12 protein-coding genes are annotated in these 12,963 nt (G+C 44.4%); 6 read left to right on the top strand and 6 right to left on the bottom strand.

The window, feature by feature from the left end:
- Nucleotides 1–267: 267 nt before the first annotated feature.
- Entirely contained in the window at nt 268–1,185 is a 918-nt protein-coding gene (locus ALT761_RS01930; protein WP_129735969.1) for a DUF808 domain-containing protein, read from the bottom strand.
- Nucleotides 1,186–1,356: 171 nt separating this feature from the next.
- On the opposite strand from ALT761_RS01930, the gene ALT761_RS01935 reads away from it, so the two are divergent.
- Both ALT761_RS01935 and ALT761_RS01940 read left to right on the top strand, forming a co-directional pair.
- A complete protein-coding gene (locus ALT761_RS01935; RefSeq protein ID WP_129735971.1) occupies nt 1,357–2,118 on the top strand; it encodes an AraC family transcriptional regulator in 762 nt (253 codons plus the stop codon).
- 229 nt (nt 2,119–2,347) lie between these two features.
- On the top strand, nt 2,348–3,226 hold the full coding sequence (locus tag ALT761_RS01940; protein WP_129735973.1) for a DMT family transporter: 879 nt from the start codon (nt 2,348–2,350) through the stop codon (nt 3,224–3,226).
- An 11-nt stretch (nt 3,227–3,237) separates the two neighbouring features.
- Here the strand turns inward: ALT761_RS01940 and ALT761_RS01945 are convergent, their stop codons facing one another.
- Nucleotides 3,238–4,110: a hypothetical protein gene (locus ALT761_RS01945; protein WP_129735975.1), complete on the bottom strand. Its 873-nt coding sequence runs from the start codon at nt 4,108–4,110 to the stop codon at nt 3,238–3,240.
- Between the two features lie 225 nt (nt 4,111–4,335).
- On the opposite strand from ALT761_RS01945, the gene glnK reads away from it, so the two are divergent.
- From glnK to ALT761_RS01965, 4 genes are all read left to right on the top strand, one after another.
- Nucleotides 4,336–4,674: a P-II family nitrogen regulator gene (gene glnK / locus ALT761_RS01950; protein ID WP_013785695.1), complete on the top strand. Its 339-nt coding sequence runs from the start codon at nt 4,336–4,338 to the stop codon at nt 4,672–4,674.
- Nucleotides 4,675–4,706: 32 nt separating this feature from the next.
- Nucleotides 4,707–5,954 carry an ammonium transporter gene (locus ALT761_RS01955; RefSeq protein ID WP_129735977.1) on the top strand — a complete coding sequence of 416 codons (1,248 nt, stop codon included), beginning with the start codon at nt 4,707–4,709 and terminating at the stop codon, nt 5,952–5,954.
- A 183-nt stretch (nt 5,955–6,137) separates the two neighbouring features.
- Nucleotides 6,138–7,817 carry a gamma-glutamyltransferase gene (ggt, locus tag ALT761_RS01960; RefSeq protein ID WP_129735979.1) on the top strand — a complete coding sequence of 560 codons (1,680 nt, stop codon included), beginning with the start codon at nt 6,138–6,140 and terminating at the stop codon, nt 7,815–7,817.
- Nucleotides 7,818–7,867: 50 nt separating this feature from the next.
- Nucleotides 7,868–8,797 carry a Dyp-type peroxidase gene (locus ALT761_RS01965; protein WP_129735981.1) on the top strand — a complete coding sequence of 310 codons (930 nt, stop codon included), beginning with the start codon at nt 7,868–7,870 and terminating at the stop codon, nt 8,795–8,797.
- Nucleotides 8,798–8,810: 13 nt separating this feature from the next.
- On the opposite strand, the gene ALT761_RS01970 is transcribed toward ALT761_RS01965, so the two are convergent.
- The 4 genes from ALT761_RS01970 to ALT761_RS01985 form a co-directional block, all read right to left on the bottom strand.
- Nucleotides 8,811–9,893, bottom strand: a complete 1,083-nt coding sequence (locus ALT761_RS01970) for an adenylate/guanylate cyclase domain-containing protein (RefSeq protein ID WP_129735983.1) — start codon at nt 9,891–9,893, stop codon at nt 8,811–8,813.
- Nucleotides 9,894–9,911: 18 nt separating this feature from the next.
- Nucleotides 9,912–11,195: a glutamate-1-semialdehyde 2,1-aminomutase gene (gene hemL, locus ALT761_RS01975; RefSeq protein ID WP_129735985.1), complete on the bottom strand. Its 1,284-nt coding sequence runs from the start codon at nt 11,193–11,195 to the stop codon at nt 9,912–9,914.
- Nucleotides 11,182–12,213 (bottom strand): aspartate carbamoyltransferase, encoded by a 1,032-nt coding sequence (locus tag ALT761_RS01980; protein WP_013785689.1) that lies wholly within the window; start codon nt 12,211–12,213, stop codon nt 11,182–11,184. The genes hemL and ALT761_RS01980 overlap by 14 nt, the downstream gene beginning before the upstream one ends.
- Before the next feature lie 85 nt (nt 12,214–12,298).
- Nucleotides 12,299–12,955, bottom strand: a complete 657-nt coding sequence (locus tag ALT761_RS01985) for a TetR/AcrR family transcriptional regulator (protein WP_129735987.1) — start codon at nt 12,953–12,955, stop codon at nt 12,299–12,301.
- Nucleotides 12,956–12,963: the final 8 nt, after the last annotated feature.

A 12,963-nucleotide genomic window follows, 5' to 3' on the forward strand; every position in this document is an offset into this window, starting at 1 on the left:
TGTGCCATCTTTTTATAATTAGTTAAGTTAATGATTATTATAATGTTTTATTTTTATTGTTTTTAAGGTAGGTTTTCGCAATTAACGAATTAACTAATATTTAGTTAGTTTGTAGATGTGTTTTGGTCAAAATAACTAACGCGGGTCTTGAGGGAAATGAAAATTAAAGCGGGACACAGTAAAGCAGAGAATATGGATAAGGTAAGTAGATGCATATTTGGCTAAAAAAACGTAAGGGGCAGTGATTCTACCCCTTAAACACACCATTTAGTTTTTGCGTAAGCGAGAAACTAGGGTGAAGGTGACGGCTAAAACAGCGCCTGCTATTAGACCTGCAAGGCCATCGGCAGCAATAGCCATTACGGTCGTTATTGATGGCGCGAGTTCGCTAAACCACACTGCGGCGTGATGCAGAAACCCAATGTTGTGAGTAAGAATACCGCCGCCCACCAAAAACATGGCAATGGTGCCAACTATTGCAAGGGTTTTCATCAAAATAGGCGCGGCTATTAACAGTGCACGGCCAAAGAAGCGTTGCAGGGTGTTCATGGTGCCCGTGAGTGATTTACGCAGTAAATACAGCCCAACATCGTCCATTTTGACAATGCCAGCAACCAGCCCGTATACCCCTAATGTGATAGCAATGCTAAGCGCCACCAATACGCCTACTTGAGTGGTAAAAGTGGCATCCGTTACACTCCCTAGTGCAATCACAATAATTTCCGCTGAAAGAATGAAGTCGGTACGAATAGCGCCTTTAATTTTCTCTTTTTCAAACGCGACCATATCCACTTTTTCATCAGCAAGGGCGTTTATTCTGGCTTCACGTTCTGCTGACTCATCATCATGAGGTAAATATTTATGAAGCAGCTTTTCAGCCCCTTCAAAGCACAAATAGAGTCCGCCTAGTACAAGAAGTACGGTGATTAACGAGGGCACAAAAGCGCTAATAAGAAGGGCGGCAGGAACCAATATAACTTTATTTAGCAATGAGCCTTTTGCTACGGCCCACACAACGGGTAATTCTCTGTCAGCTTTCACGCCCTGTACTTGGTTAGCGTTAAGCGCCAAATCATCCCCCAGAACACCAGCAGTTTTCTTTGCTGCCACCTTCGACATAACAGCAATGTCATCCATTAATGTTGCGATATCATCGAGAAGGGCTAATAAGTTCGCAGCGGCCACGTCACATTCCTTTCAAAAACCAAAAATGCAGCATACGTTGCACTGTCATAGGTTGGCAATGTTAAGGTATAAAAAGTAATAGCTAATTTTTAACGTATTGAGTTTTTGCGCCCTAATGACTTTTATAAGAGGCACGTAAGCTTAAAGCACTATGTATGACTGTGAGGTATCGTGAAGCCGTCATTATCTATTCGTTCTTATACTCGCACTATGTGTATGCACGCTCATGACTATTACCAGTTAGTATTGCCACTTAACGGGCATATCGATATATCGCTTAATACTTTCAGTGGGTGCGTTGGAGTAGGTGAGGGGATTTGTATAGCACCTGGTGCCATACATGGCTTTACTGCTGATGAGCAGGCGAAATTCATTGTAGCGGACTTGCCATCGGTGCCGGGAAATATTGCTGGCGGCACTTTATTTGCTGATGGCTCTCTACCCGCTGATGGCTCTGACCCCGCTAAAGGCGCTCCCATTTTTCAAATAAGCACACCCATGCAGGCGTTTCTAGCGTATGTGGAAGTGCAATTAACGCATCACATCACTGATGATGAGAATGACGCCATGTTAAGTTTGTTCTCGGCACTTTTAGCCCAGCAGCAACGCGGTGTCGCCACTGATAAGCGTATAATCCCAGTGCTTTCTTGCATTCACCAAGATGTCGCCTACCCACACACTATCACGTCCCTTGCTAAAATTGCCTGTGTGGGCGCAACACAATTTAAAAAGCGCTTTATAGCCGCTACTGGGATGGGGCTGAGGGAATACCTCATTAACGTGCGTATGGAGAAAGCACGGGCCTTACTAAGCAACACAGATATGCCGATTATTGCCGTGGCAGTAAACGTGGGGTATGACGATGTGTCTGCGTTTACCCGTCGGTTTAAACACCATGTGGGCATGCCGCCCACGCACTTTAAGCGTCGATAGCCACGAAGGTAACTATGATCAGTTCCTTTCATTAGCTAAGCTTTTATTCCCGTAATATTTGCCCGTAAAATAATTGCCCGCAAAATATTTGAAAGCGCAGTATTCATTAACGTAGAAAAGTTTAATTGAGAATCAGGCTGTTAAACCAACCACACCGCCTTTTCTGCACAGATAGAATATACAATTACGGTTATGCTTAGGGTTCTTAACTTTTAACAATAGGCAAGTAATGGCAACGTTTATAGGGCTTTTGGCCATCATTTCGTGGGGCGTATTAGCTGTGTTGGGTGTTTACGCATCGTCAGTGCCGCCTTTTCAGCTGCTTTTTATCTGCTTTTCAGTTTCTGCGCTATTGCTTTTTTTAAAGCGATTAATTAAGCGAGAGCCTTTATTTACATTACCTAAATTAACACTTACCCAATGGATAGTGGCTACCAGCGGTCTCTTCGGATTTCACTTTTGCTATTTTCTAGCCCTTCGTTATGCACCGCCTATTGAAGCAAGTCTTATTGCCTATCTATGGCCGTTGTTACTCGGTATTGCAGTGGCTAACGCGCACCAACGGTTGTTTGCTGTAATTGGAGGTGCACTAGGTTTTATTGGTTGCGGAATTTTAGTTACAGGGGGTGAAAGCATTCAATTTAATAGCGAATTTACACTGGGTTACGGGTTGGCATTTATTTGCGCCTTAATCTGGTCGGGTTATTCGTGGTTTATGGCTGGCACAAAAAGCGATGTTGAAGACATTGGCTGGATATCTATTGCAGTAGCAGTGTTAGCGCTGGGCTCCCACTTAACTCTAGAGTCGAGCCATTGGGACCTTTCATTTAACGCTTGGGCAAGTGCAATATTACTAGGACTTGGGCCTGTAGGTGGCGCGTTTTACTTGTGGGATATTGGGCTTAAATTTGGTAATCGCCAGTTATTGGCGAGCCTAAGCTTTGCCACACCTGTTATCTCCAGTATTGCGCTATTTTTATTTGGAATAAGTACACTGTCCACCGCCATTTCAATAGCAATTGTACTTATTATGGTAGGCGCGCTAATTAGCAATGCTGTGCCAGCGCTCATCATGAAACGTCGTCTACGCCAAGCGGCAAGGGCATGATTGTAAAACGGCTAATCTTTCTTAGGCACTTTGTTAACGCGGGCTTCAATAAAGCGGTCGTAGTCGCTGCCCTTGCTACATTCAAGCGTACCGCCAGCAAAACCACTTAAAATGGTAAGCGCTTTGTTGGTCGTGCCGGAGCAATTTACTTTTTTCACCGGCCGTTCTTCATATGACGTGTCCTCTTCGCCTTTTCGAGTATCCACAAGGTCTGGGCTTTCTATTTTCTGCCTATGTGCTTCAGCCGCTTTTAACCCTTCTTCGGCAATTTCTTCTTGTTCTCTTCGATTAAAAAATTGCGAGGCACTGGCCCTTGGCGATAAGTTCAAATTGCCAGCTTTCTGGTTTCTTGTCGAAGTGTCGATAGTAGTTTGGCTATTGGGTATTGTAGGCGCGGGCGTTTCAGGGGGAGATGTTTCTGTATTTTTGCTTTCGATTGTCGGTGCTGTACTTTCCTGCTTAGCTTCGGTAGGCATAACTTCTACTGGCTTAGTCTCTACCGTTTTTATTTGCTCGGCAGGGTCAGTCACTTTTGTTTTGGGGCTTTCTGATACGTTAGGCTCAACAACGGGAGGGGTAACTTCTACCGGTTCAGGTGCCTCTATAATGTTTTTTTCTGCACTGACTTGAGGGAAATACAAGGTTGCACTAATGGGAGCAGGCTTGTGTGCTGGTGTCACACCACTTTCAAACGTAGTAAAGAAGATTACTATTACTAACCCAATAAGGTGTAAAAGGGTTGAGATAAGTAGGCCTTTTGCGAGTTTACCCTTCTTGCTCGCATGAAAAACCTGCGCTCGTTCAGGCACATACTCAGGCTCTATAATAGGTGTGATAATTGTCATACCTACTAACTGACCCGCATCGCCAGTAATTAGTTCCATCCTAATTTCATCGCTATTTTCAGTTAATTTAACTCACTACGCTCTAAAGTTGGGCATTGATGGCGCCATGCACCAATCTAGTGCGATAAATGTAAATAAAATGCATCACGTTTTAGTTAACTGTTTGTTTTTAATGTCTAATTATTTGTGGCACATCTCTTGGTTTACTTCCCTGTACAAGACACGAAATGTGCAAAACAACCATTAAAAAAACTGGAGCAACTCATGAAACTAGTCACAGCTATCATCAAGCCGTTCAAGCTAGATGATGTTCGTGAAGCCATTTCAGAAATCGGAATTGACGGTCTAACCGTTACCGAAGTGAAAGGTTTCGGACGTCAAAAAGGGCACACTGAACTTTACCGCGGAGCGGAGTATCAAGTGGATTTCTTACCTAAAGTCAAACTGGAAATTGCCGTTCAGGACGACCAGGTAGATCGCTTGGTAGAAGCCATCGTTGGCGCAGCCAAGACTGGCAAGATTGGTGACGGTAAGGTATTTGTTTACGACCTTGAACAAGCCGTACGTATTCGAACTGGCGAGTCAGACACAGACGCGTTGTAAGCCACAACGATTAATTTGCGGAGAAAAGCATAATGGAAATTACATTTGAACTCGGGTATGCACTAGATACCTTTTACTTCTTAATCTGCGGTGCACTAGTTATGTGGATGGCGGCAGGTTTCGCCATGCTAGAAGCTGGTTTAGTACGCGCTAAAAACACGACAGAAATTCTAACTAAAAATATCGCGTTATTTGCCATTGCTAGCACCATGTATATGATTTGCGGCTACGGCATCATGTATGGTGGCGGCGAGTGGAGCCCGTTCCTAGGTGGAATTATGGGTGACGGCGCAACAGGTGTTGCTGAAGATGCGGCAACATATGCACCTTCTGCTGACTTCTTCTTCCAAGTAGTATTCGTTGCAACGGCAATGTCTATTGTTTCTGGTGCAGTGGCTGAGCGTATGAAGCTTTGGGCTTTCTTAGCATTCGCTGTTGTGATGACTGGTTTCATCTATCCAATGGAAGGTGCTTGGACGTGGGGCGGTGAAGCTGTATTTGGTATGTACACCCTTGGTGACCTTGGTTTCTCTGACTTTGCAGGTTCTGGTATTGTTCACATGGCAGGTGCTGCTGCAGCATTAGCTGGTGTATTAGTACTAGGTGCTCGTAAAGGTAAATATACTGCGGACGGTAAAGTTAACGCTATTCCAGGTGCTAACCTTCCACTTGCTACGCTAGGTACATTCATTTTATGGATGGGTTGGTTTGGCTTTAACGGTGGTTCAGTACTTGCTACTGCTACAGTTGAAAGTGCAAACGCGGTTGCGATTGTATTTATGAATACTAACGCCGCAGCAGCTGGTGGTTGTATTGCAGCGCTTATCTTAGCACGCATTCTGTTCGGCAAAGCTGACCTAACTATGGCTCTTAACGGTGCACTAGCTGGCTTGGTAGCAATTACTGCAGAGCCTTCAACGCCTACTCCACTGCAAGCAACCTTATTCGGTGGTCTTGGTGGTATCTTAGTAGTACTAAGCATTGTAGCGTTAGATAAACTTAAAATTGATGATCCAGTAGGTGCTATCTCTGTTCACGGTGTGGTTGGTTTACTTGGTCTTATCCTTGTTCCATTTACTAACGACGGATCAAGCATTGTTGGTCAGTTAATTGGTGCTGCCACCATCTTTGTTTGGGTGTTTGTAGTAAGCCTTGTTGTTTGGTTAGCGATTAAAGCCGTTATTGGTGTTCGTGTAACTGAAGAAGAAGAATTCGACGGTGTTGATATGAGTGAATGTGGTCTGGAAGCATATCCTGACTTCACCAACGGCCGTACGTAAGGAAGTCTGAACAGGCAAAATTACTTATAATAACGATAATGCCTGTATCACCAATCTTAAGCCCCGCATCTGCGGGGCTTTTTTCGTTTTTCATAAAGTTAAAAATAACGCTAAACTATTGATAATTTACTTAGTTAGCAATAATGCTACATTAGGTTTGTTCTTTTATTAGGAAAGTAAATCATGCTGTTGCGATGTTTGTTACTACTGTGTGTCAGTCAAATGGCTTATGGGTACGATAGGGTTACCGGCGCGCCGTTTGCGAGTCGTTCAGAAGTTATTGCTCAACATGGTATGGCTGCGACAAGCCAGCCTCTTGCTACCCAAGTGGCTCTCGATGTTCTTAAACGCGGCGGTAGTGCAGTAGATGCCGCCATTGCTGCAAACGCCATGTTGGGGCTTGTTGAACCCACAGGGGCAGGTGTAGGCGGCGATCTATTCGCAATAGTATGGGATGCTAAAGAAAACAAGTTAGTTGGGTTAAACGCATCGGGCCGCTCTCCTAAGCTGCTGACCAAACAAGTGTTTAACGATAGAGGTTTAGCGCAAATACCTAAATTTGGGCCACTGCCTGTGTCTGTGCCTGGGGCCGTAGATGGCTGGTTTATGCTACATGAAAAGTTTGGCAAGTTACCTATGACAGCGTTGCTCACGCCGGCCATTGAATATGCCAAAAATGGCTTTCCTGTTTCTGAACTGGTTGCTTATTATTTAGCAATGAACAACGAAAGAATAGGTCATTACGATGGGTTTGCAGAAACGTTTCTTATTAATGGGAAAGTCCCCAAAAAAGGGGATATTTTTAAGAACCCTGGTCTCGCGGTAACCTACGAAAAAATTGCCACCGGCGGGCGAGATGCTTTTTATAAGGGTGACATTGCGCAAAATATTGACGCCTATATGAAATCGCAAGGTGGCTACCTTTCTTATGCTGATTTAGCGTCGCATACGTCAGAATGGGTAGAGCCGGTATCAGCAAATTATCGCGGCTACGATGTATGGGAGCTTCCCCCTAATGGGCAGGGTATTGCGGCATTACAAATACTCAATATATTAGAGCGCTATGACATTGAAGGCATGGGCTTTAATTCTGCCGAGTATATTCATACCTTTGTGGAAGCGAAAAAGTTAGCATTTGAAGATCGCGCAAAGTTTTATGCTGATCCCGCATTTAACGACATTCCAGTTGAGTGGTTAATTTCCAAAGATTACGCCACTGAACGTCAGCAGCTTATTAACGGCGATAAAGCCGCAAAACGTGTAGACGCAGGTATTTACGATGGCGATACAGTTTATTTAACGGTGGCCGATAAAAACGGTAACATGGTATCGCTAATTCAAAGTAACTATCGCGGTATGGGGTCAGGAATGACACCCCCAGGGCTTGGTTTTGTACTACAAAATCGTGGTGAAATGTTTACCTTAGAAGAAGGTCATTTCAACGAACTTAAGCCTGAAAAGCGCCCATTTCATACCATTATCCCTGCATTTGTAACTCGTAATGGTGCACCATTTTTAAGCTTCGGTGTAATGGGCGGAGGTACTCAGCCTCAAATGCATGCGCAAATTATTGTAAACATGCTCGATTTTGGTATGAATTTACAAGAAGCAGGTGATGCTCCGCGTATTTTGCACAGTGGCTCTAGTTCGCCAACAGGCAAGTTAATGCTTGATGGCGGCTATATTAGTCTTGAATCAGGATTTGATGAGACAGTACAGCGAGAGTTAATGGAGCGAGGTCACACATTGCGTCGCGTTGTTGGTGCTTTTGGGGGCTATCAGGCAATTATGTGGGATGATAAGCGCAACGTTTACTTTGGGGCTTCTGAAAGCCGAAAAGATGGACAAGCTGCGGGTTATTAATACACACTCGTATCATTGTTCGCCATGGTTAAATAACAATAAGAGTGCCCATGACACAACCACAAAAAGGGATTTGCGCAGAACCTAATTTACATGCGCAATATTTACTGCTTAACGTTATTGATGACGATAGTGAGGCGGTAAGGGCGAAGCTTGCCCGCGTATTAGATATATTCGAACACTTTGAGTCTGAGCATTACGAAGCTATGGTGACCGGTGTTGTGGCGATTGGAACTGGCTATTGGACTGAAGTGTACCCAGGCTTAATTCCAGTAGAATTGATGCCTTTCCCCGATATGCAATGTGAAGATAGAAGTGCGCCTACTATGCCCTGTGATTTGTTTATTCAAATTAGGGCTGACCGTTTAGATATTTGCCATGCTATCGGCATAGAGGTCATGGATTTACTCCGATTACACGTAGAAATGGTAGAGCAAATTCGTGGTTTTCGTTACCTCGATGGACGGGATCTTACCGGGTACTTGTATGCCGCAGATAACCCTCGTGGAATGAAGCGCAGAGAGGTTGCCATCGTAAATGAAAACGATCCTGATTTTAGCGGTGGAAGTTATCTACACGTGCAGCGCTACAAGCATGACTTACGCCGTTGGCATAGTCTTTCATCACGGCAGCAAGAACAGGTGATGGGGACCACTCAGCAGCATAACTTGGTAAGTGCAGAACAGTCTGAATCTTCTCATAGTGTTCGCGCCAACATTATTACCACTGAAAGTGGTAAGGCGGGGCTGATCAAACAAGGCATGCCGTATGGTGATATGGTGTCGCAAGGGCTACTATTTGTGAGTTGTTCGGCCAGTGCTCGGCCTTTTAAAGCCATGCTGCATAGCCAAATATACGGCAATGGTGATGGAGATTATGATCGCTGGTTAGATTTCACTAACGCAGAAACGGGCGCTGCCTTTTTTGCGCCATCCGTTACCTTTATTCGTGAACAGGCGAAAAATATAGAATCTGAATAGGGTCGGTGACGCTTTACTGAATAGTTAAGGCGCCATCCCAATCATCTGGCAGCAGCATGTTTTGATATATACGACACACATCAATATGGTGCTTCGCCAAGGAGTCTTGAGGAAAAATAGCCAACGCCGCTTCAAAGTGCGCTATAGCCAAATCCCACTCTTTATCTATTCTACAGGCTAGGCCAGCGGCAATTTTAGATTGAACCGAAAACCGTTCTTCCTGCTGTTGATGTGGTAAATGGCTAAGCACCTCATAAATTTGGATTGGGGCTTTGCGTCCTTTTACCCGAACCCAGTCAAGAAGCCGCGTTTTAACAGGGAACTTGTCCCCCATTCCTTCAAGTACTTGTGCACTAACAATAATGTCAGCCCCGTACTTTGGCGCTAGTGCTTCTAAACGACAAGCAATATTAACGCTGTCGCCAATAACAGTGGTATCCATTCTGTCATCAGAACCTACCGTTCCCATTACCACAGGCCCATAGTGTATTCCCACACCCACATTAATGGGAACAAAGCCCTTACGCTTACGACGAATATTGTAAAAATCGAGGGTTTTGCGTAATTCCATCGCAGCGTTAATTGCGTCAATAGCTTTATCTTGCGGGGTACCACCTGGATGATCAAACAATGCCATCATGGCATCGCCGATAAATTTATCAATAAACCCGCCGTTCTCGTGAATTGGTTTATTCATACGCAGGAAATACGAGTTGAGAAACCCCATAAGCTCCTGTGGGCGCATTTTTTCTGATAAGCCGGTAAAACCGCGAATGTCGCAGAAAAGTATTGCGACATCCTGCTCATCGGCATAGCCAAGTTCAATATGGCCTGAGCCGGTCTTAGTGATATGATCGATAAACTGTTGAGGAACAAATTTTTGAAAGGCTTGAGATAACCTTAACGCTTCATCAGCAACGTGTTGATTATGCTGTTCAGCTGAGGGATCTGATTTTAAGTTTGCTTTACGTCGCTGTCGGTAGATAAGTCGATTAAGTCTGTGCTGGCGATACTTCACCAGCACAGCGGTAACGACAACACTGTAAGCAAAAACTAAAAATAATACACTTAGTAGTAACCAATCCGTCGCCGTCAAAATACCTATCCATTGTTATTATTTAAGCATTGCAAACACCTTGTCAGCTGCTTCTAAAGTTTTCGCAATGATGTCCTTATCATGCGCTTTCGATACAAATCCAGCTTCGTATGAGGCAGGTGCCAAGTAAACACCTTGCTCCAACATACCGTGATAAAATTTGTTGAACTGCTCTGTATTGCAGTTAATGGCCTGCTGATAATTAGTCACGCGCTCAATGTCCGTAAAGAATATCCCAAACATACTGCCGGCAACATTAGTACTTAGTTTAATGCCGTACTTATTGGCAAGGGCTTGCATGCCATCAGCAAGTGCTTGGGTATTTTCAAAGATGCCTTCGTAAAGGCCTTCTTCTTGAATTTGCTCCATGGCGGCTAAACCTGCTGCCATCGCCACTGGGTTGCCAGAAAGTGTACCAGCTTGGTAAACAGGGCCTGTAGGAGCAATATGAGTAAGAATGTCTCTTCTACCACCAAAGCAGCCAACTGGCATTCCGCCGCCAATCACTTTACCTAAGCAAGTTAGGTCTGGTTTTATGCCGTAACGTTCTTGAGCTCCGCCGCGTGATACTCGAAAACCTGTCATCACTTCATCAAAAATCAGAAGGCTACCGTATTCGTCACACACATCACGAAGACCTTCTAAGAAGCCTTCAACAGGTGGAATACAGTTCATATTACCAGCAACTGGCTCAACAATTATACAGGCAATGTCGTTTCCGTGTGCCTTAAACACATTCTTTACACTTTCTATATTGTTATATTCAACCGTTAAGGTGTGCTCGGCCACGTTAGCAGGTACACCAGGAGAACTCGGCACACCCATGGTCAATGCCCCTGACCCCGCTTTTACTAGCAACGAGTCTGCATGACCGTGGTAACAGCCTTCAAATTTAACGATTTTATTGCGGCCCGTGTAGCCGCGAGATAAACGAATAGCTGACATGGTGGCTTCAGTGCCTGAATTTACCATGCGTACCATTTCCATTGACGGCACCAATTTACTTACCGTTTCAGCCATAATAATTTCAGCTTCGGTAGGTGCACCGAATGAAAGACCGAATTCAGAGGCATCGATGACTGCTTGACGAATTTGTGGATTATTATGGCCCAATACCATGGGACCCCACGATTGCACGTAATCGATATACTGTTTACCATCGGCGTCCCACATGTAAGGGCCATCAGCCTTGGTAATAAAACGAGGTGTACCGCCCACAGCTTTAAAAGCGCGAACGGGAGAATTAACACCGCCAGGAATGGTTTTTTGGGCGCGGGTAAAAAGGACTTCAGATTTTTGCATGTAATTCATTGCTCTTGTTGCTGAACCATACCACTTCACGTTCATATTTAGTCAATAACTCTTCAACGCCTAACGTAAGCGCAAATAACGCCATGCGTACGAGAACGCCGTTGTCGGTTTGTCTGAATATGGCAAGGTTTGGATTTAAATTTAGGTCGTTATCTAGCTCGTTAGCCTCTATACGAGAATCCCGAGGAAGTGGATGCATAATGACAGTTTTGGACTGAAAATGGCGAGTATAAATAGAGTGGTTTAAACGGAACTTCCCACGGTATTTATTGGCTTCTTCTTGAGAAGGAAAACGCTCTTCCTGAATACGGGTTTGGTAACAAATGTCGGCATCTAAACTGCCTTCAAATGTTTCCGTTATATTAAGCTGGTGCCCCGCATTTTCAATCGCATCGATAATTGGTTGTGGCATGGCTAATTCTTTAGGCGATATTAGCGTGAAGCGCACATTTTTAAACAAACATAAAAGGCGAGACAACGAGTGCACGGTTCTACCGTAACGAAGGTCGCCAATCATTGCGATATGTAAACCATCAATACCATGGCCATGGTATTCCAATTCACGTTTAATGGTAAATAAATCGAGTAAGGCTTGAGTGGGGTGCTCATTAGCACCGTCACCACCGTTAATCACTGGAACACGACTGCCTTCTGCGAACTCGGCTACCGAACCCGCAGCAGGGTGACGCATAGCAATAATATCTGAGTAACCGCTAAGTACACGGGCGGTATCATAAAGTGATTCGCCTTTCGCTAAGGCTGAACTGGCCATGCCGGTGGTTTCACGCACTTCGCCACCTAAAAGGTTAAACGCAGTACCGAAACTGACGCGGGTACGGGTGCTAGGTTCGAAAAATAAATTACCAAGGATGGCGCCTTCAAGCACAGTAGTGCGCTTTTGGCGTTTCGCATAGGGCTGCATGGAATCAGCAACTGAGAATACTTTCTCAATAGCCTCACGATCGAATTGATTAACCGAAAGAATATGATTACCGGTAAAGTCAGACATGTGTCACTCAATCATCAACGAAAACGGCTGTAGTGTATAACAAACGAGGAAATAAGTAATCCTTCGTCGCCGTCTAGATGGTGAGTTATTCGACTTTATTTGTACAATAAGTATTAAATAGCAGTAAGGTTTTCTCGACAGCAATTTCTACATGAGCGCTAATTGCTTCATCAAGCATTGCCTCTTGAACACCGCACAGCAATTTGTTGTGAAAGTCACTTTGTAACAACGAGCAAAAGTCTATGGCCAACTGCACACTGTTAGCTTTCGTTAGCGCGCCTTTACCATAAAAGAAGAACACTTCAGAGAAGGCCTCTATCGATGCACCAGGTCCAGCATCATAAAATAGTTTTGCCACATGAGGTGTGCTTTGCGCTTCACCAATGACCAATCGGAAAACAGCAACCGCCTCTGGATCTTGTATCAACCTGATGAACTGCGTACCTACCTGCTTTAAATAATGGTTTAGCGGAAGGTTAGCATTCGTGCCTTGCATCAATTGATTGGTATCTAGTTGGTAAGATTGGCATTTCTTCGTAATAGCGGCCTTAAACAAGGCATCTTTATTATCAAAGTGGGAATAAACCGTTTGTTTTGATACCCCAGACGCCTTAGCAACATTGTCCATTGAGGTATTAGCGAAACCATTTTCGATAAATAAACACGACGCTGAATGAAGAATAAGGTTATGTTTTTCTTCGCTTTTTGGGCGGCCTTGTCGTTTGTTTTTTTGTTCAGGCAATGGAATCT

The sequence above is a fragment of the Alteromonas sp. 76-1 genome (assembly GCF_900654235.1).
GTDB lineage: Bacteria > Pseudomonadota > Gammaproteobacteria > Enterobacterales > Alteromonadaceae > Alteromonas > Alteromonas naphthalenivorans.

Coding starts and splice junctions, on each gene's coding strand:
- ALT761_RS01940 (WP_129735973.1), top strand. CDS start 2,348: ATGGCAACGTTTATAGGGCTTTTGGCCATCATTTCGTGGGGCGTATTA.
- ALT761_RS01945 (WP_129735975.1), bottom strand. CDS start 4,110: ATGGAACTAATTACTGGCGATGCGGGTCAGTTAGTAGGTATGACAATT.
- glnK (WP_013785695.1), top strand. CDS start 4,336: ATGAAACTAGTCACAGCTATCATCAAGCCGTTCAAGCTAGATGATGTT.
- ALT761_RS01955 (WP_129735977.1), top strand. CDS start 4,707: ATGGAAATTACATTTGAACTCGGGTATGCACTAGATACCTTTTACTTC.
- ggt (WP_129735979.1), top strand. CDS start 6,138: ATGCTGTTGCGATGTTTGTTACTACTGTGTGTCAGTCAAATGGCTTAT.
- ALT761_RS01965 (WP_129735981.1), top strand. CDS start 7,868: ATGACACAACCACAAAAAGGGATTTGCGCAGAACCTAATTTACATGCG.
- hemL (WP_129735985.1), bottom strand. CDS start 11,195: ATGCAAAAATCTGAAGTCCTTTTTACCCGCGCCCAAAAAACCATTCCT.
- ALT761_RS01980 (WP_013785689.1), bottom strand. CDS start 12,213: ATGTCTGACTTTACCGGTAATCATATTCTTTCGGTTAATCAATTCGAT.